The sequence below is a fragment of the Colwellia sp. 5_MG-2023 genome (assembly GCF_030547795.1).
GTDB lineage: Bacteria > Pseudomonadota > Gammaproteobacteria > Enterobacterales > Alteromonadaceae > Colwellia.
Genome location: NZ_JAUOPW010000016.1, coordinates 15,843 through 35,548, shown reverse-complemented (window position 1 = coordinate 35,548; position 19,706 = coordinate 15,843). Strand labels below are relative to the sequence as shown.

Annotated in this window: 19 protein-coding genes; 9 read left to right on the top strand and 10 right to left on the bottom strand. The window is 35.5% G+C overall.

The genetic code is table 11. From position 1 onward, the window contains the following. Positions 1-210: 210 nt before the first annotated feature. Both Q4496_RS11580 and Q4496_RS11575 read right to left on the bottom strand, forming a co-directional pair. Positions 211-1,182, bottom strand: a complete 972-nt coding sequence (locus tag Q4496_RS11580) for a hypothetical protein (protein ID WP_303610479.1) — start codon at positions 1,180-1,182, stop codon at positions 211-213. Positions 1,183-1,192: 10 nt separating this feature from the next. Further along, entirely contained in the window at positions 1,193-2,665 is a 1,473-nt protein-coding gene (locus tag Q4496_RS11575) for an adenosine deaminase (protein ID WP_215972006.1), read from the bottom strand. 569 nt (positions 2,666-3,234) lie between these two features. Here Q4496_RS11575 and Q4496_RS11570 point away from each other — a divergent pair. Next, positions 3,235-4,674 (top strand): NCS2 family permease, encoded by a 1,440-nt coding sequence (locus tag Q4496_RS11570; protein ID WP_215972007.1) that lies wholly within the window; start codon positions 3,235-3,237, stop codon positions 4,672-4,674. A 275-nt stretch (positions 4,675-4,949) separates the two neighbouring features. Here the strand turns inward: Q4496_RS11570 and Q4496_RS11565 are convergent, their stop codons facing one another. From Q4496_RS11565 to ybeD, 4 genes are read right to left on the bottom strand one after another with little or no spacing between them, the layout of a single operon-like run. Further along, a complete protein-coding gene (locus Q4496_RS11565; RefSeq protein ID WP_215972008.1) occupies positions 4,950-6,224 on the bottom strand; it encodes a sodium:proton antiporter in 1,275 nt (424 codons plus the stop codon). A 45-nt stretch (positions 6,225-6,269) separates the two neighbouring features. Next, positions 6,270-7,289: a lipoyl synthase gene (gene lipA / locus Q4496_RS11560; RefSeq protein ID WP_215972009.1), complete on the bottom strand. Its 1,020-nt coding sequence runs from the start codon at positions 7,287-7,289 to the stop codon at positions 6,270-6,272. Further along, positions 7,267-7,962: a lipoyl(octanoyl) transferase LipB gene (lipB, locus tag Q4496_RS11555; RefSeq protein ID WP_303495488.1), complete on the bottom strand. Its 696-nt coding sequence runs from the start codon at positions 7,960-7,962 to the stop codon at positions 7,267-7,269. Before lipB ends, lipA begins: the two co-directional genes overlap by 23 nt. 36 nt (positions 7,963-7,998) lie before the next feature. Beyond that, complete coding sequence (gene ybeD / locus Q4496_RS11550) at positions 7,999-8,262, bottom strand: DUF493 family protein YbeD (RefSeq protein WP_159821267.1); 264 nt, start codon at positions 8,260-8,262, stop codon at positions 7,999-8,001. 294 nt (positions 8,263-8,556) lie between these two features. On the opposite strand from ybeD, the gene Q4496_RS11545 reads away from it, so the two are divergent. Continuing rightward, positions 8,557-9,870: a DNA recombination protein RmuC gene (locus tag Q4496_RS11545; protein ID WP_215972010.1), complete on the top strand. Its 1,314-nt coding sequence runs from the start codon at positions 8,557-8,559 to the stop codon at positions 9,868-9,870. 51 nt (positions 9,871-9,921) lie between these two features. Here the strand turns inward: Q4496_RS11545 and Q4496_RS11540 are convergent, their stop codons facing one another. After that, positions 9,922-11,262: a sodium-dependent transporter gene (locus tag Q4496_RS11540; protein ID WP_215972011.1), complete on the bottom strand. Its 1,341-nt coding sequence runs from the start codon at positions 11,260-11,262 to the stop codon at positions 9,922-9,924. A gap of 168 nt (positions 11,263-11,430) precedes the next feature. Here Q4496_RS11540 and Q4496_RS11535 point away from each other — a divergent pair, with 168 nt between their 5' ends. Continuing rightward, a complete protein-coding gene (locus Q4496_RS11535; protein WP_215972012.1) occupies positions 11,431-12,087 on the top strand; it encodes an MBL fold metallo-hydrolase in 657 nt (218 codons plus the stop codon). 1 nt (position 12,088) lies between these two features. Continuing rightward, positions 12,089-12,919, top strand: a complete 831-nt coding sequence (locus Q4496_RS11530) for an ion transporter (RefSeq protein WP_215972013.1) — start codon at positions 12,089-12,091, stop codon at positions 12,917-12,919. Here Q4496_RS11530 and Q4496_RS11525 read toward each other — a convergent pair whose 3' ends face one another. After that, entirely contained in the window at positions 12,920-13,795 is an 876-nt protein-coding gene (locus Q4496_RS11525) for an MYG1 family protein (RefSeq protein ID WP_303610478.1), read from the bottom strand. It abuts the gene before it with no gap. Between the two features lie 164 nt (positions 13,796-13,959). Here Q4496_RS11525 and Q4496_RS11520 point away from each other — a divergent pair, with 164 nt between their 5' ends. After that, positions 13,960-14,511: a TrmH family RNA methyltransferase gene (locus Q4496_RS11520; RefSeq protein WP_303610477.1), complete on the top strand. Its 552-nt coding sequence runs from the start codon at positions 13,960-13,962 to the stop codon at positions 14,509-14,511. 19 nt (positions 14,512-14,530) lie between these two features. Here Q4496_RS11520 and Q4496_RS11515 read toward each other — a convergent pair whose 3' ends face one another. Both Q4496_RS11515 and Q4496_RS11510 read right to left on the bottom strand, forming a co-directional pair. Continuing rightward, the gene (locus tag Q4496_RS11515) at positions 14,531-15,454 is read right to left on the bottom strand and encodes a hypothetical protein (protein WP_303610476.1); all 924 of its coding nucleotides are present in this window, start codon (positions 15,452-15,454) and stop codon (positions 14,531-14,533) included. 186 nt (positions 15,455-15,640) lie between these two features. Then, complete coding sequence (locus tag Q4496_RS11510; protein WP_215972017.1) at positions 15,641-16,096, bottom strand: YaiI/YqxD family protein; 456 nt, start codon at positions 16,094-16,096, stop codon at positions 15,641-15,643. Between the two features lie 115 nt (positions 16,097-16,211). Here Q4496_RS11510 and Q4496_RS11505 point away from each other — a divergent pair, with 115 nt between their 5' ends. From Q4496_RS11505 to Q4496_RS11490, 4 genes are all read left to right on the top strand, one after another. Further along, positions 16,212-16,580, top strand: coding sequence for an MGMT family protein (locus Q4496_RS11505; RefSeq protein WP_215972018.1), 369 nt, complete (start codon positions 16,212-16,214; stop codon positions 16,578-16,580). A 461-nt stretch (positions 16,581-17,041) separates the two neighbouring features. Beyond that, on the top strand, positions 17,042-17,821 hold the full coding sequence (locus Q4496_RS11500; RefSeq protein ID WP_215972019.1) for a DUF3450 domain-containing protein: 780 nt from the start codon (positions 17,042-17,044) through the stop codon (positions 17,819-17,821). A gap of 38 nt (positions 17,822-17,859) precedes the next feature. Continuing rightward, positions 17,860-19,170 (top strand): MotA/TolQ/ExbB proton channel family protein, encoded by a 1,311-nt coding sequence (locus Q4496_RS11495; RefSeq protein WP_252727378.1) that lies wholly within the window; start codon positions 17,860-17,862, stop codon positions 19,168-19,170. After that, positions 19,170-19,694: a MotA/TolQ/ExbB proton channel family protein gene (locus tag Q4496_RS11490; protein ID WP_215972021.1), complete on the top strand. Its 525-nt coding sequence runs from the start codon at positions 19,170-19,172 to the stop codon at positions 19,692-19,694. The genes Q4496_RS11495 and Q4496_RS11490 overlap by 1 nt, the downstream gene beginning before the upstream one ends. The last annotated feature ends 12 nt before the right edge of the window (positions 19,695-19,706 follow it).

Below are 19,706 nucleotides of genomic sequence, written 5' to 3'. Positions count from 1 at the left end.
AAAGCAGAATTAATGCCAAGTAGTTGACTTAAGTGTCAGTTTTTTATCCCGCTTTAATCTATTGTTTTTATTGTGTTTTATTTTCTTTGTGAAATTTTTTATGGGTAATGAACAATTGAGGGAAATTTATACAGCACTAGATTGGAGCAATTGCACCAACTTATGCTGGTGCAATTGTTTTGATAACCGTTAATTTATAAAAGGGGATTACTATTTATAGTCGCCATTAAGGTAGCGATAAAAAGCAGGATTGACCCAAACATCCTCGCTTGAAAGCGAAACGTTCATTTTTGCTTGAGATAAGGTGTTATTAATTTTCTTAAGTACACTATCTACATTAGGGGGTAATACAAGTGTTGAAGCGATAAACCCATCGGCTTGCAGCGATATCCTTTTTACTGCAATAAAAGAGGCTTGTGGATGAAAAGTACGATAAAACGGTTGCCACCAAGCATCAATAATTAAGCCCGTTTGACCTTCACTATTTTTTTTGGCAAATTGATTGATTAGCGGCATGAAAGTATTTTGTTCAGCTTGATTAGCGAAGTTGAATCTTAAATCATACTCTTGCGCTGTTCTAATGTTTGATGTTTTTTCCTCTGTTTTAGTATCTTGCCAATTTTCACGAATGTTGAAGGCTGAACTTTTTGCGATTAATTGCCAGGTGAAGTCAACATTGTTAACGGTTAATAAACTAATGAGTTGCTTTGCATGCACCAAAGAACTATGACCGTAAAGGATTACATTGTCACCTGAGTCACTCGATGTCGCCATTGTTTGAGCTTTAATGTTATAACCTTCAACTATATTTTCAGCTAATAGCTGATTCAATAATGATGTCAGTGACGTAGGTACTGTTGGGTAATCAATTGTTAACGGCTTAAGAGCAGCACAATTTTCTAATGCAGTGCTTTGTTGTAATTGATTAACCTCTTTTTGGGGGAGACAACCTAGTTTAGATAATAATATAGCTGACTTTTCTTCTTCGCTATTATATTCAGTGCTGCCTGTTATTTTTTGTGATGCTTTATTTTCTTTAAGAGTAATGGTCTCAGATACTTCTGTTAATTTTGCTGCAGCCACTACCTGTGAATATGGTTGTTTGGCTTGTACAGTCGTAAATGAAAGTAAGGTAAAACATAAGCTAACAATTAGTTTGTTGTAGTGCAGTCTCTTGTACATATAAAAGATCCTAATTGATAGATTTGTTTAGTTGTGGGTATTGACGACGAATAAATTCATTTAAGACTGCTGGTTTAGTTAAACTATCAACACCATCCTTTTTAAAGCTTTGCTCAAACGATTTTATATTTTGGTTAAACTTATCACTAACTTGTTGCTTGTCTGCAATATTCAAAAAACTATATTCAAGCGAATTTTTACTCAATTTTAGAACTTCCTGCCAAGATAAATTAAACGATTTAACCGCAACAAAAAACTCATCAGTTAAGTTTGAATGAAACATACCTCTATCATCTGTTGATAAAGCAACCGGTATTCCAGTGCGCAAGTATTCAGGGAAGGGATGATTTTTAAAATCGTCAATATATTCTAATAATAAATTACTAATCAAATTAATTTCAATTAAGTAATGGTTATGACGCATTAACAGTAGCGTTTGGGGATCACCTAATAAATTAACACCATGGCCAATTCTATCTGCGCCCAATAGTAAGGTATCTCTAATATGGAAATTGGGTTCATCAACTTCGCCTGCATGAATGGTTAATGCAATGGCTGGATATTGTTGTCTTAATTCACGTAAAGTCGATAAAAACCTTAGTGGATGGCCTTTTCCATTATCTTCTCTGCCGACCATGTTAATACCAACATAAATGTCTCTATGTTTATCAACAAACTTATAAATATCGGTTAGTTGTTGTTCTGCAATAGGTGAAAATCGTAAAAGTTGATAGATCAATTTGACTGTGACACCTGTTTCCTTCGCATCTTTTTGAGCTAATCGTTGTTTAAGAATTGTTAGGGCTTTTTCTTGTGTTTGTGGCTTACCGTCAGGCGTCATAAAGGCAGATACATTGAATTGACTTTCAAGATAAATAACACCTTCATCAGAAAATGATTTCATATTACGAACAAACAATTCAGCAGCGATATATGGGTTACTGGTTAGCTCATTTAAGCGTTGCCAGTGAGCTTGAAAAAACTCATCACGTCCTTCAAAATCTTTATCTAACCATAAGCTTTGCTGCCATGCTTCTTTCTCGGAAGCTGTTAATGATGACAAAGCTTTATAATTTTTTTGCTCACATTTACTTAGCTGATGATACGTATGGGCACTTATATTAACGAACGTTAGCATAGGAGAGCTGAAACCAAATGCATTTTGACCATAACCTTGGCATAAATTTAATGCGACTTTGGTGTAATAACTGTAGCCACCATTAAGTTCACTATTGGTGGCGATTTCGTACCACCAACGAGGAAAGTTACTACCACTAGAGTGTTGATGTAAATCAGCCCCTTTAGGCATATTATATAGAAATTGATATAGTTGCTTATCTGTTGCTTTGCTTTTGAAGTCATCAAACCATTTATCATTATTTTGGTTTACTTCAGCCCATGATTTAGCTGAGCTTTCTTGACAAAGTATTAATTGTGCAGTGAATAATATTACGCTAGCTAATATTTTTAATGATGGATGCATATTTTTCCTTTAATTATTTTTTAAGGCACTATACCTTGGTTACTTACTTATATTGGGCACGGTATAGTATTTAATTTGCGAGCACCGGATAGTATTCGATAAGTTATCACGTGTATAAATGTTTATAGGTGATTTAATTTCATGCTACAAGTTAATATTATTCATTCGTTTGCGCGACAAAAATGTTGACATGTTTGTCAGATTTTGTGACTTTGTTGTGATTACTTAGTGGGATAAGCAATGGTTATGTCTTAAGTTGTGTCGATTACTACTCTCACAAGTAGATACTTCACCCGTCATGTTACATGAGTCATGAGCATTTATTAATAAGTAGTCATTGCTTAATCAGATTTTATTTCTTAGTGCCATCTGAATTGGTTTGCTATGTAGCACTTTAACGAGTATTTATAAATTATTGATTTTTATTTCGGTTACTAAGAAGATAGTTATACTCAGATTCATTTATATAATGATCCTAAACTAAAATTACTCTTTTATAATTATCCTTGCAATAAAAAATCACTTTAAAAATAAAATATTCTTTACAAATAAATAAGAGAATTGTAGTTATGGAAAAAGTTAGTAACACTAATGAAAAACAAGTAAAAAGTGTCGGTTTTTTAGAGCGATGGTTTAAATTATCTTCCCATAAAACTACAGTCAAAATAGAAGTTATGGCAGGTTTTACCACCTTCGTAACTATGTCTTATATTATGTTTTTAAACCCCATAATTATGTCTAAGTCTGGCATGCCCTTTGATGGGTTATTTTTAGCAACATGTCTTGGGGCTGCTATAGCGACAATCTTAATGGGGATGTACGCAAACTGGCCGGTAGGCCTTGCACCAGGTATGGGGTTGAATGCATTTTTTACCTTTACTGTCGTTGGTAGTATGGGATACAGCTGGGAAATTGCATTAGGAGCAGTGTTCCTTTCAGGTGTGCTCTTTGTGTTAATGAGTGTTACTCGGCTTAGAGAATGGATGCTAGAGAGTATCCCGATGAGCTTACGGTTGGCGATGACTGCTGGTGTTGGGCTCTTTCTTGGTTTTATTGGTTTACGTTTTACCGGCCTAGTTGTTGCTGATCCTGATAATATTGTAGCGATTGCAGACTTAACTCATTTTGGCTTTGGTGCTTTTGGGCCAGAAGCACCAGCATTAGGATTTTTAAGTTTTTTACTTATTTCTATTCTTAGTTATCGTAACGTTTTTGGTGCTGTATTAATTGGTATTGCCGTGACTACATTGGTTGCATTTATAATGACTTGGGTTTTACCAACAGACTTTTTTGTTGTTGCTGAAGCGGCTAAATCATTTGCTCCTACTTCAGGTTTTATGAGCTATAACGGCTTGTTAGCTATTCCTGATTTTGCAGCGCTTGAACCTATTTTGTGGAAAGCTGATATTGCTGGCGCTTTTCAAGTTGCGTTAATCCCTGTGATCGTTACCTTCTTATTTGTTAATATTTTTGATACAGCTGGAACTCTTATGGGGGTTGCTGAACGCGCCAATTTACAGGATGAAAACGGTAAAATCCAAGGATTGAATAAATCTTTAAAGGCTGATTCTATCTCATCAGTTATTGGTACTGCCTTTGGTTGTTCGCCAGTTACTTCTTATGTTGAATCGGCTGCGGGGGTTTCTGTTGGTGGTCGTACAGGGCTTACTGCAGTAACCATTGGTTTGCTATTTTTTGTCGGCATGTTTTTCTTACCACTTGCACAAATGCTACCGGGATTTGCTGTCGATGGTGCACTTATCTATGTCGCTATGTTGATGATGAGCTCTTTAAGAGGTCTAGATTGGGATGACTTAACAGAGTATGCCCCTGCCGTGTGTACAACAGTGATGATGGCATTTACCTTCTCTATTTCAAACGGTATCGCCTTTGGTTTTATTACTTATACAGTGCTTAAGTTGGGGGCAGGTAAGTCTAATGAAATATCGGGTGGGGTATGGGCGCTAACAGCATTGTTTGTAGCGAAGTTTATGTTTTTACAACACTAAATAAACCGATTTCCAGTTGATGTTTTATTTGAGAGTATTATTGTTTACATAATGTTAAAACGGTAGCGATATATTAAGTAGTCGCTACCGTTAGTTATATTAATTTACTTTTTCGTTAATCGCTTACTTATCAGCATGGCACTAAGTTTTATAATCTTCTAAACTAGGCTCATCGCTAATTTTTATCTAAAACTCTCTGTTTAATTATGTTGCTGTGTTATCAACAAAGCTACTTAAAGTAAAGCAGTGGTATGTGCTTTCTACATCTTCGAGTTTTATTCTTTTTCAGCTTTCTTTGCTCTATCAATCAAGGATGTAATTGTTGAGCCTTGAATAAGAATAGAAAATACAACAACAGAGTATGTCATCACCATAATAAGTTCTCTGACATCTATTTGTTTATCAGGAATAACTAATACACCTGGCGGGATAGAAAGTGCCATAGCTAATGCTAAACCACCTCTCAATCCACCCCAAGTGAGTATCCTTACTGACCAAGGGTTGTAGCTACGGTAACATTTAAAACCAATATAAGAAGTAAAAATACTAAGGTAGCGTGCGAGTAGTACTAAAGGAATGGCAATAGCCATTAAGATCCAATCTTCGGCATGAAATTTAAATAGCAGCATAGATAGACCAATTAGTAAGAATAGTACACCGTTTAAAAACTCATCCACTAGTTCCCAAAAATGATCCAGATGTTCCTCACTTTCTTTTGAAAAGCCAACAAATCTTGTCCAGTTACCTATCATAATACCCGATACAACCATTGCTAGTGGTCCTGATACATGAATAATATCGGCAAATACATAGCCAGCCGTAGGTACGCCAATTGTTAATAGTAATTCCATGGAGTGATCATTAGTCGCACTGATTAAATAATGAAAAAGTAAACCTAATAAAAATCCGTAAATAATGCCACCAAGCGCTTCTTGAGCAAACAATAGCGACACACTGCCTAATGTAGGTGTTTCTTGACCAAAAGCAATGGTGAATAGCGTGACAAAAATAACTAACCCAAAACCATCATTAAAGAGTGATTCTCCTTCAATTTGAGTGGCAATTCGTTTAGGAGCCGACAGTTTTTTTACGATGGCGAGCACAGCAATAGGGTCGGTCGGTGAAATCAATGAACCGAATAATAGGCAATATACCAAATCTAAATTAATACCGATTAATTGACAAATAGCATAGAGAGAAAAACCGATGAAAAAGGTAGAAAAAAGTGTTGCACCTAACGCTAATACGGTAATTTCCCATTTTTGATCTTTAAGGTTAGGCAATTTAATGCCTAACCCACCAGCAAACAATAGAAATCCGAGTATCCCTTTAAGTAAAAAATCTTCAAAGTTGATACTTGTCATCGTTTCAGTTGCTACTTGCTTTAGATTGAACCATTCATTTTGACCAAAAAATAGTATCAATAAGGACAAAATCATCGATCCTGCGGTAATAGCAATAGTCGTTTGCATTTTACCTATTTTACTATTGATGAAGGCGATGAGCATCGCTGCCGCCGCAAGAAAGCAAAGCGTATAGTAGACAGACATAGTGTTCTCGTTATGGTGCTATAAGATAAAAGTCTAAATTAATATTTATTTAACTTCTTCACCGGCTGCTTGTTTATCAGCATGATATGAAGAGCGAACCAGTGGGCCACATGCGGCATGAACAAAACCCATTTTTTTAGCTTCACGTTCAAACATGGCAAAATCATCCGGATGCACATAACGCTCAACGGCTAAATGATCTTTACTTGGTTGTAGGTATTGTCCAATGGTTAACATGGTTACACCGTGATCACGTAAATCTTGCATAACCGCTAAAATTTCTTCATTAGTTTCACCTAAACCCACCATTAAGCCAGATTTAGTAGCAACAGTAGGATTAGCTTCACCAAAACGTTTAAGCAGATCTAAAGACCACTGGTAGTTAGCGCCGGGACGAACTTTAGTATAAAGACGTGGCACATTTTCCATATTGTGGTTAAATACATGAGGAGGGTGCTGATTTAATATTTCGAGTGCCTTGTCCATTCTGCCGCGAAAATCAGGTACTAATATTTCAACTTTAGTCTCTGGCGCTTGCTCACCGATTTCTTTTACACAATCAGCAAATTGTTGAGCACCGCCATCACGTAAGTCATCTCTATCAACAGAGGTGATAACGACATATTTTAAGCCCATATCTTTAAGGCTATTAGCTAGTTTCTTAGGCTCATCACTATTAGGTGCTAATGGGCGACCGTGACCAACATCACAAAATGGGCAACGACGTGTGCAAATATCACCCAAAATCATAAAGGTTGCTGTGCCGTGGTTAAAACATTCCGATAAATTAGGACACGAGGCTTCTTCACAGACTGAATGAAGGTTATTTTTACGTAAATTAGCTTTAATACTATCGATACGTTCACTTGAACGTGGTAATTTAATACGTAACCAACTCGGCTTACGCAGCATAGTTTCTTTAGTTGAACTAACAACTTGGATAGGGATATGCGCTAACTTATCAGCATCACGTAGCTTTGTACCAGGCGCCATTCTTGATGATTTTTTTACCGCAGTGTTAACTTCTATTATTTTGCTGTCGCTAGTTGGCATGTTGTTGCTCATAATTGCTCGGTAATCCTGTTTGGTAACTTACTTCGTCAGTTTCTAACAAAGCGATTAAATGTTTAACTAATGCATTACAAGCATCAGTCATGTTTTGTGGACCTTCAATGTCAGATGTTTGGATCATTTCAAGGCCAGCATAACCGCATGGGTTTATACGTAAAAAAGGTGATAGATCCATGTTCACATTGAGTGCTAAGCCATGAAAAGAGCAACCTTTTCTAACCCTTAATCCAAGAGAAGCTATTTTTTTATCATTGACGTAGACACCCGGTGCGTCAGGCTTTGGATATGCTTTGATATCAAAGTCGTTAAGTGAAGCAACGATTCCGTTTTCAATTAACGTGACTAATTGCCTAACGCCTATTTTTCTACGGCGTAAATTTATCATAAAATAAATAACTTGCTGTCCTGGGCCGTGGTAAGTCACTTGACCACCTCGGTCAACTTTGACAACTTCGATATCGCCAGGCATTAGCAAATGTTCTTCTTTTCCTGCCTGTCCTTGTGTGAAAACTGGGGGATGCTCGACCAGCCAAAGTTCATCACTTGTTTGGTCATCACGATTATCAGTAAAATTTTGCATAGCATGCCAAACTTTACTGTAATCCATAGTATTTAATTGTCGAACAATTAAGTTATTTTTGTTTACTGTTACGGTAGAGTCGGACACGACAAATCTCACAGAAAGTTAAAGTACTTTGTACTTTTATAAAACGTAACGCACTTGCTCTATTGCATTTAACGTTTCGTAAATTTTTTCAATATGTTCTTTACTGGTAACTCTTACCGGAAGAGATACAGCATGATAATTGCCTTTAGAGCTTGGGGTTATTCTAGTGGTATAGTCACCAGGAGTATGCTTCTGTAATTCTGCAATAATTAAATCGGGCAGTTCGTCACAGGCAACACCCATTACTTTAAAGTTCAATACTGTGGGAAAATCTAATAATTCGTCGAAATGGGTTTTCATGTTTTTCTCTACAAAAGGTAATAGGATCAATTAGTAACTTGAGTTGTATTCGTTGTTACTTTGCTACTTAATAATAATTGCAATATTTTATCATTAATTGAGGTAAAAGTGCTATTAGCGTTTATGCTTTATTATAGCGATGTGTAATATCTTGTTTACTGCAAACATGACTTCATTCTGATCTGCTTTATTCAATACTTAAGATATACCAAAAAGGATCAATATAAATAACTAGCAGCTAAGTAAAACTTATGCTTAAATGACTGTTTATATTTACAGTGCACAAGGTTTTTAATGTTATTATTTTTGCAGCAAGCAGAAATTGCAGAGCTTGCTATTTATCTCACACTTATTGTTTTGCTTTTATCGTTACTGTTTGTTTTTAGACAAAATTTAAAACAAAATCATCAAATTTCCCAAATAAGTGCCATGCTTGAATTAGCTTCATCTTCACAAAATAGCGCGCTTATACAACTTTTCGACAAACAACAATTGCAGTTGTCTAGCGCTTTTGACCAACAGATGGCTGATCTTAGATTGAAGTTACTAAGAGAGTTAGGAAGTCAAAAAGATCAACTTAATCAAACGTTAAGTCAAAATCAAAATCAAACGTTGGATCAACTAATTAGTCATTTAAATAAAACCACGCAGGCTAATAGAGAAGAGTTGAGCAAATCATTAATACAAAGCAGTGAGCAAATGACTAAACGTATTGATGTGTTAACGAATGCGACCGATAAACGTTTACAAGAAATTAGCGGTCAAGTAGAAAAGCGGCTTGCAGAGGGCTTTGAAAAAACAACTAAAACCTTTAGTGATATTTTGCAGCGTTTAGCCTTGATTGATGACGCACAGAAAAAAATCACCGAATTATCAACCAATGTGGTTAGCTTACAAGAGGTGTTAAATGATAAACGCTCTAGAGGGGCATTTGGTGAAGTACAACTAAGTGGTTTAATTCGCAATGTGCTACCAGAGCAAAGTTTTAAGCTTCAGCACACGTTATCAAATGGAAAAATTGCCGATTGTGTATTGTTTTTACCTGAGCCTACTGGAAACGTAGTTGTAGATGCTAAATTTCCACTAGAAAGTTATCGTAAAATGATGGACTTTGAATTAGCAGAGTCAGATCGTAAAGCCGCACAACGACAATTTAAAGTTGATATTAAAAAACATATTAACGATATTAGTGACAAATATTTAATTGATAAAGAAACTGCTGACGGTGCAATTATGTTTATTCCAGCAGAAGCTATTTTTGCTGAGATTCACGGACACCAAAGTGATTTAGTTGATTATGCTAATAAAAAGCGTGTTTGGCTAGCTTCTCCTACAACACTTATGGCAATACTCACCACGGCACGGTCAGTATTAAAAGATGAAGCAACTCGAAAGCAGGTTCATATTATTCAAGCGCATTTATCTGATTTAGCCAAAGATTTTGACCGTTTTAAAGGTCGATTTGCTAATTTAGCAAAACATATTGATCAAGCGGCTGTAGATGTGAAACAAATTCATACGTCGGCAGATAAAATTTCTACTCGATTTGAAAAAATCGAGCAGGTCGAATTACAAGATTCAGAGCCCCCTTTGATTAAAAAAAGTTAGTGCTTACTACTTTATTAAAAACTCAGATTAAAGGGGGGGCAATTTTTTATATTAAAATGCGACATTAACAAAAACAATTAATAGTAGAACAGGGCAAATATAACGTAAATAAAAGCCAAATAGCTTTAACTTTATATTACTGTTTAATACCGCAATGTCGGTGATTTTATTACCTCTATTCCAAATCCAGCCAATAACAATGAAATAAAACAGCGACATTAATGGTTGTAAAATAGTTGTAAGGGCTTGTACAACTAACCCGAATAAGACATCAAAAAAGGCAACTAATGTCATACTAGCAACTAAAACAGCACCAGAAACTAACCAAGTTGCGTGATTACGGTTAAGTTTTCTATCTTCCACTAAATACGACACAGGTACTTCCGTTGTTGAAATGGTTGAAGTTAGTGCTGCAATAGATAATAAAGTAAAGAAACTAAACGCAACAATTAAGCCTGTAGTACCCATAGATGAAAATAACGAAGGTAAAATTTGAAATATAAGCTGGCCTTCACCAATTAAGTGACCATTGTTAAAAACATCTTGTCCGGCATGTTGTGCAACGAATAAAGCTGGAATAATAAGTAACCCGGCTAAAAAGGCGATAAAAGTATCAAGTGCGGCAATAGAGACAACTAACTTGCCAATATTCTCACCTTTTTTCATATAAGAGCCATAGACCATCATGCCACCTACGCCAATTGACAATGAGAAAAATGCTTGCCCCATGGCTGATATAATTAATGTCGGGCTAGTTACTTGTGAAAAGTCAGGGATTAGATATAAAGCAACACCGTCAGCAGCGCCTTCTTGCTGTAGAATGTAAATAATAAGACCAATTAGCATCATAAGTAATAAAGGCATTAAACGACTGGACCATCTTTCTATGCCGGCATGAACACCTTGGTGAATTATTGCTGCTCCTAATAAAATAAAAACGGGCGTGAACATTACATTACGTAATGTACTTGATGTTGATAACCAAGTAGATAAATCAGAAAAACCTACCAGTTCAAATAAAGCACTTAAGGCATGAGCAAGCATCCAACCGGCAACAATACTATAAAAGCTAAGCATCATCATTGCGCCGACTAGGCCAATAATACCGGCTTTTCTACCTAGTTTATTAAAACGTTTACCACAAGCTTGAGCAAGTGCACTGACAGGATTTTTTTGTGCTTGGTTACCAATATAGACTTCAGCATAGAGTGCTGGTAAGGCTAATAGCAAAGTAACAATAAGATAAACAAATAAAAAAGCACCACCACCATTATTAGCGGCTTGAGTAGGAAATCCCCATATATTGCCTAATCCAATGGCAGATCCAGCAGCAGCTAATACAAAGCCAATACGAGAATGAAATGAATCACGAGAAGTGTTAGAAATCGACATAGAATATAAATTGTTTTGAGTAATACATATATTAACTTGTGAGCTTACCTAGTATGAGCGCTAAGGGGAAGTGATAATCATCCTTGTCGGTGATTAATGCTACTTTCCAACAAAATAATTTATGCTATCATTTGCAAAATTTTGAATTAGTGTTGAGATCCAACAAATATGCTTCAGTATCAAATCATTCCTGTAACGCCTTTTCAGCAAAACTGTACTCTATTTTGGTGTGATGAAACCAAGCAAGCTGCTGTGATTGATCCTGGAGGAGACATTGATAAAGTGATTGATGCCATTGATAAGCACCAATTAACCTTAAATAAAGTACTCTTAACTCATGCTCATATTGATCACGCTGGCGCAACTCATGCACTAGCTACACATTATGGTGTCGAAATTGAAGGACCACATAAAGAAGACCAGTTTTGGATTGACTTGATTGAAGAACAAAAGCAACGCTTTGGTTTTTCATATGCAGAATCTTTCATACCTAATCGATTTTTAGATCAAGGTGATAGAGTGACCTTTGGTAACATTACCTTAGAAGTTTATTTTTGTCCTGGACATACACCTGGGCATGTTATTTTTTTTCATCGAGAATCTAAATTAGCGCAAGTAGGCGATGTGTTATTTCAGGGATCCATAGGTAGAACAGATTTCCCTCGTGGAGATAAGGCTACTTTGATTAACTCTATTAGAAATAATATTTTTCCATTAGGTGATGAGGTACGATTTATTCCTGGTCATGGTCCAATGGGAACGTTTGGACAAGAGCGACGTACTAATCCATATGTAAGTGATAAAGCTGTAGGAGTGAATAGATAGTATGAACAGTTTTATTTTTAGAGCTCAACGACGTTTAAAGATAATAGACTCGAGTAAATTATTTCAGGGCGTTGTTATTGCCGTTATTTTGCTATCTGCATTATTGATTGGCGCAAAAACACATAATTTATCCGCGAATGCGATGGCTGTACTGACGCTATTAGATTTATGTATTACTATCTTTTTTGTTATTGAAATAACCATTCGTTTTTTTGCTCATCAAGATAAAAAGCAATTTTTTCGTAGTGGTTGGAATGTATTCGACACCTTTATTGTTATTGGAAGTTTAATTCCACTTGGCGGATCGGGCGTACTATTAGCTAGGTTGTTAAGAGTTTTCAGGGTTTTACGTTTAGTTTCAATGGTGCCAGAGTTAAGGTTACTGATTAATTCGTTGCTTAAAGCCATTCCTCGTATGGGCTACATCGCTTTACTAATGTTTGTTATATTTTATATTTATGCCGCCGTGGGAAGCATGTACTTTCATCAAATTAATGAAACATTATGGGGTGATGTGTCTATTTCTATGTTGACGTTATTCCGAGTTGCTACCTTTGAAGATTGGACTGACGTAATGTATGAAACGATGGCAGTCCATCCTTTTAGTTGGATTTATTATTTAACTTTCATCTTTCTAACTGCCTTTATTTTCTTAAATATGATGGTTGGTACAGTGCTTGAGGTGATGAGTCAAGAACATGAGAATCATCGAGCAGAGCAGCATGGTGAAACAGGTGATGGTGGTGAGCCTGCAAGTCGTGCTCAAATTGATAAACTTGAGCAAGAGTTAGCAGAAATTAAACGCTTGATAGTAACAACACAATCAAAATAATTATGGCGCTTCTTCAAGCGCCATTGCTGCCATTTTCATGGTACCTTCAAAAGATTTGGTACCTGCGATGAACAAGCCATTATGGCAAAACATGGCATCACTAATACCGGTTACAGCCTGAAGTGCTTCATCAGCTAGGCCGGCCCAAGCTTTGGGCAAAGGTTTTCTATCATCAAAGGAACCAAGCTCAGCTGGTACGGTTTGAATTCGCCACTGGCCAGTTTCTGATGGGTAAACAATATAGAGTGCTTCATCTGAAAGTGCGTGTACAGTTCTTTTCCATGGTGTATATTTTTCTAAAACAATAACTCTTGGATCTACTGAATTTTCAATAGCGTTAGCGACTATTTCTTTGGCATTGATTCCACTACTTGCAGAAGCAATAAAGCGTGTTAAAACACGTAATGCAAAATCAACAGCTTCATTAAAACAGTCATCAAAGTGACTATCTTCTTGCCAAGTTGGATTAAACATTGAAATAGTTTGGCTAAGGCTAATTCCTGTGGATACACCTTTAACATGTCCGCAATCTATAGCATCAATGGTTGATACAAGTTCGGCATCTACGGAATTGGCAACATCTTGGTTACCTTGGCAAATTTCTAAACCATATTTTTGCCAAATTAATCCAAAAGAAGAATATGGAATACCGTTGTTACGTTCTCCAGCTCCTCCACGTTGGTGATGATCAAAACGATTTGTGTCAGGATTATATTCACCACCCACATCAATCACAATATCGGCTTTACTAATAATAGCTAAATCACGGGTTCGTATCAGATTAAAAGAAGAAAAAATCTTTTTTAGGGCTGCAACACTGAAAACGTCATCAGCATGAAAATTACCATTATGGGTTACTATCGTTTTATCATTCATTTGTTTGGTATCATTTTAGAAAGGAATAAGAAGCAGCTACATGTTTGTGGCTTAATTTTAACTATTGATAAGTTAAGCTATAGGCGAATTCTATATGAAGATAACTAACAAAAATAGCCTAGATAAGTTAAAATTCGTCGCAGTTTATTATAAGAGCCAGAAGTATGTCGTTAGAAATACAACTTAGTAAAGAAGATTTAAGAAAAAAGAAACCTACGCGTGATGAATATTTAAAGAAAGCTAAAACCCCTGTTGTATTGGTATTAGATAATGTTACTAATAGCTATAATATAGGCTCATTTATTCGTTTAGCAGATGCTTTTGCTATTGAAAAAATCATTGTTTGTGGTGCGTTAACTATTTCAGATGAAAAATTAAGAAAAGCCTCTAGAAATGAAGCTAAATGGGTATGTATTGAGTACAGTGATAGTACAGCATTAAGTATACAATCGTTAATTAATAGTGGTTACACCATTTTTGGTGTAGAACTATGTCATGAGTCAGTCGATTATAAAAATGTTTCTTATCCGTCTCCTTGTGCATTAGTTTTGGGGAATGAGCGTAAAGGTGTTAGTGAAGTAGCACTAAAGTTAAGTCATCAGCAAATTCATATTTCTATGTTTGGTATGGGGAATTCTTTGAATGTATCTACTGCGGGTGCCATTATTTTAGCTGAATGTACAAGTCAAATTCGTCATGAAATGCAAACTCAATAGTGTGAGTGCTAGATATAAGTTAATTATTTTTTTTCTGCTTTTGCTCGGGTGAAAGTGATAATAAGTCTAGCCAATTAACAATAATATTTTTATTGTTAATATGAGGATAAAAAGCTTTCTCAATTTCACCTGATGCTCGTAATATATTTAACCCTTTACGAAGCGCCTCATAAATTTTTGAACTGTTAGCAATATTTTTCGATACTACAAAATGCCGAGACTCTGTAAATGCTACTTTTATTCCTTTGATAGGCTCTAAAATTAAGCCGTTGCAGTTAAAAACAATTTTTTTATTGCCAATCATAATTAACTCACCAAAATACAAATCACCTCGGCCATATTTAATCATATTGCACATGTTTTCTGTTTTTGTCGTATACAGGTGGGTGAGTTCTAGATTTTTTATTGCTGCTTGATCAAATATCCAATTTTGGGATGTTATAACTATGTAATCTCGTAGGGTTTGTAATGATGTAATACCTTTTGATTTATTGATATTAATGTGTTCTTCAATTTCTTTTCGTTTATCAGGAAGTGCAAAGAAACCTTTTTGAAATTCACCCTCTGCAAATATAGGTGGGGCAGTATAAAAATGTTTTTGAGATATTTGTGATAACCAAATTGAATCACCAGGTATTGCTATTCTACCTTTATAAGCTTCGAATAAGCTTCTTGAATAATTTGGCATCGAATTAAAGGACAAGGTTGCATTAAACCCACCAAGCTGTAGAGCTTTACAGATCAACATTATTTGCGTTGAAGCTTTCGTAGCATAGTCATTTTGATAACTGTTAATATCAGTACATTTTTTATTTCCTAGCCATTTTTTATAATTAGTTATCTCATGAGGCAAGCCACTAATGACTATCTCTTGCGCATAACTAGCGAAGGTAGAAAAAATGAGAAGTAGATGAAATATTAAGTATAAAGTGACTTTATGCATTACTTATTCTAATTATATTTGTAAATTTAATGATAATGTAAATAAAAAGGGTTATTAACATGACTTCTTCTTGAAAAGCACTCAACAGATGCAATTAGTTTTTGTAGCTCTTACCTATAATTCTTTTTAAGTCGTAAATAAACCCTGTGTATAACACTTTATATGTTTATTTATGTGTTGCAATCATTATTGTGACTTTTGATAACGCATTAAAATTTTATCTAAGTGATTAGCAAAGCTTTGACGATCACTTTGATTTAACGCTGATGGTCCTCCTGTTTGAACACCACTAGCACGCATGGTATCCATAAAATCACGAATATTTAATTTAGATTTTATATTCTCTTTGGTAAACAGCTCACCTCTTGGGCTTAAAGCTATGGCCGATTTACTAATAACTTCGTCAGCTAAAGGGATGTCTGACGTTATTACTAAATCATTTATATTGATTCTTTTTACAATTTCATCATCAGCGACATCAAAACCTGAGTTGACTTGCATAAAATTAATAACACGTGATGGTGGTATACGAATATGATGATTAGCGACCAGTGTCGTTTCAATTCCAGTTCGTTCAGCCGCTTTAAATAATATTTCTTTTATTACAACTGGACAGGCATCTGCATCAACCCAAATTTTCATAAATGCTCCCCAATCTTATTATGCATGCTGTAGCAATAATTATGTATATTGATATGATAACGTATTATTCAAATATGAGTATAGCGCTCATTTTAAGTCAATAATAAAGAAATAAATGGCTACCACTGAATCAATTAAACCGCATTACGAGCAAATTTGGCAAACAGTACAGTTAATTCCTAAAGGAAAAGTTGCTTGTTATGGCCAAATCGCTGATCTCGCTGGCTTACCTGGTAGGGCAAGATTAGTAGGTAAAGCCTTAAGTAAAATACCTAAAGGAGGCTGGCAAGGAAAATTAGTACCTTGGTATCGTGTTATTAATTCACAAGGTAAAATTTCATTTCCAATAAATAGTCCATATTTTTTAGAGCAAAAGCAGCTTTTACAAGGTGAAAATATAGTTGTTCTGGGCGTAAAAATTAAGCTGAAAGATTTTCAATGGCAGCCTGACTATACAGAACTACTATTTTTGTTGAAATTTTAAAACATTCAAACCTGGTTAAAATATACATATTTGTTTGAATAACACCCAAAAATGACTTGTTTAGAGGTTTAATTACAAGATTTAGCCAAGAGGAACGTGTTTTTAATAGCCGAATAGTGTAAATAAAGTTGACTTAGTACGAATGAATTAGTAAAACATATATAGCAAAAACAAATGTGTCTATTTTAGGCCTTTTTGCTCAAGTAATAATCAAAAAAGACCATATATGAATCTAAAGCATCTATTAATCCAGATATTTAATGATGATTTTGTGATATTTTTTATTTATTACTCGAATAAATAAATAACTTTATAACTACCACCTTGACAGTTTGTTTGTCATTTGGGATTATTGATAGGTTGTATAAAAAAAAGTTACAAATAATAAAACGACAGATTTTTATATTTGCGGTAACAAAAATCTTTGTTATCAAAATTTAAATAGCAATTGGTTGGGAACTATGTCCAAAGTAAGTAAGAAAAGCCTCATCGCTACGGCAATGGTAGGCGCACTAGCATTAACAGGTAGTAATATCGCTGCTGCTGATGCATTAACAGATCTTCAAAAAGCTGAAGCTACAATATTTAAGCAGTCAGCTAAATCACAAGCCAAAATCAACACTATTTACGAACAAACGCAAGAACTTCTTGCTGAATACCGTAATACCGTTGATGAAGCAGATGTTTTACGTGGTTATAATGATCATGTTCAACGTATGGTTGATGATCAAAAAGCAAATATCGCATCATTACAAAAGCAAATTGATGGTATTGATAAAATTAAACAAGGTGTTGTGCCATTGATGTACAAAATGATCGATACCTTGGAAAAATATATCGAACTTGACGTTCCAATGAACATTGAACGTCGTAAAGAGCGTGTTGCTAATTTACACAACGTAATGTCAAATTCAAATGTTACTACTTCTGAGCAGTTCCGCTTAGTACTTGAAGCATATGAAATTGAAGCAGGTTACGGCACAATCTTTGATGCTTATCAAGCAGAAATGGATTTTGGTGGTACAACCTTAACAGCTGATTTCGTTCATATGGGCAGAATCGCTTTTGTTGCACAATCTCTAGATGGTAAACGTTCTTGGTTATGGAATAACCAAAGTCGTGCATGGGAAGAATTAGGTGATGAATATTTAAAACCTATTAAAGATGCTATCGCTATGGCGCGTAAGCAACTTCCACCAGATTTAGCTAAATTACCAGTATTTGCAGCAGGAGCAGAATAATGAGAAAAGTTATTAATTTTGTAACGCTAGCAGTAGTAATGTCAGCTGGTTTTGTTGCAACAACACAAGCGAATCAGTTAGATGATTTACTAAAACAAGTTAAATCTGATCGTATTTCAGAAGCTAAACTTGATAAAAAACGTGAAGCTGAATTTACGTCAGCACGTGCTGATAAACAAGCACTTTTAAATAAAGCTAAAAAAGAACTTGCGAATCAAAATGCGCGTAACGCACGTTTAACAAAAGAATATGCAGATAACGAAATTGCATTAGCACAAAAAGAAGTTGAACTTGATAATGCTACAGGCACATTAGGTGAAATGTTTGGTGTTTCTCGTGCTGCAGCTGCAGGCGCTTATGGCCAAATTGCTACTTCTATCGTAAGTGCAGAATTCCCTGGCCGTGGCGAAACGTTAAACCGTATCGCGAATGCTAAAGAAATTCCTGCTTTAGAAGATCTTGAAGAGTTATGGTTTGCTTTACAAACTGAAATGACTGAATCAGGTAAAGTTTCTAAGTTTACTGCTGAAGTAACAAACTTAGATGGTTCTAAAACTACTCAAACGATTACTCGTATCGGTACATTTAACCTAGTTTCTGCAGATGGTTACTTAACTTATAACGATGAAGTTGGTCAGGTTCAACCGTTAGCTAAACAACCAGCAGGTTATATTTCTGATACAGCATCTGGTTTCTTCAACACTAGTTCAGGTTATGCTGGTGTATATGTGGATCCTTCACGTGGTGGTATTTTATCACTAGAAACACGTAAGAAAACACTTGAAGAATTCTTCCATGAAGGTAAAGAAGTTGGTTACGCTATCACGGTTCTTTTAATCATTGGTTTATTGATTGCGCTTGAACGTATTATCGTTTTAGGTAGTATTACTTCTAAGATTAAATCTCAAGAGAAAAATCTTGATACACCAAATAGTAACAACCCATTAGGTCGTTTACTTCAAATTTATCATGATAACAAGTCAGTTGATGCTGAAACATTAGAGCTTAAACTTGATGAAGGTATCTTACGTGAAACACCTAAAATTGACCGTGGTGTTAACTTAATCAAAATGTTTGCTGCTATAGCTCCTCTAATGGGTCTATTAGGTACAGTAATCGGTATGATTATGACTTTCCAAACAATTACATTGTTTGGTACTGGTGACCCGAAAATTATGGCGGGTAACATCTCTCTAGCATTAGTTACAACAGCATTAGGTTTGATTTGTGCATTACCACTTATTCTTATCCACTCAATTGTTGCAGGTAAAGCGAAAAGCGTTTTACAAAAACTAGACGAGCAAAGTGCAGGCTTAATTGCTGCGATTGCTGAGAAGGAGTCTAAATAATGTTATTCCTGATAGAGCTTTGGGAATCTGTCAGGGGTTTTATTGCAACTGGCGGTAACGTACTGTACGTTGTTGCCTTTGCACTCTTATTGATGTGGATAATGATGATAGAACGCTATTGGTTCTTATCAGCAATCTACCCAACAATGAAGAAAGATATTGTTTCTCGTTGGGATGCACGCTCAGACACAACGTCTTGGTATGCACATCGTATTAGAGAGACTTGGATTTCCGAAGCAAACGAACTGCTTGAACAACGCATGGTAACTATCAGAACATTAGTGGCAATGTGTCCATTAATTGGTTTGTTAGGAACTGTAACCGGTATGATTGGTGTGTTTGAAACAATGGCACAACAAGGTACAGGTAATCCGCGATTAATGGCCGCAGGTATATCGCAAGCAACAATTCCGACTATGGCCGGTATGGTAGCAGCGTTATCTGGTGTGTTTTTTAGTTCAAGACTAGACGCTCAAGTTAAACTAGCAAAGGCTAAACTGGTTGACAGTTTACCTCATCACTAGAGAGATATTTTC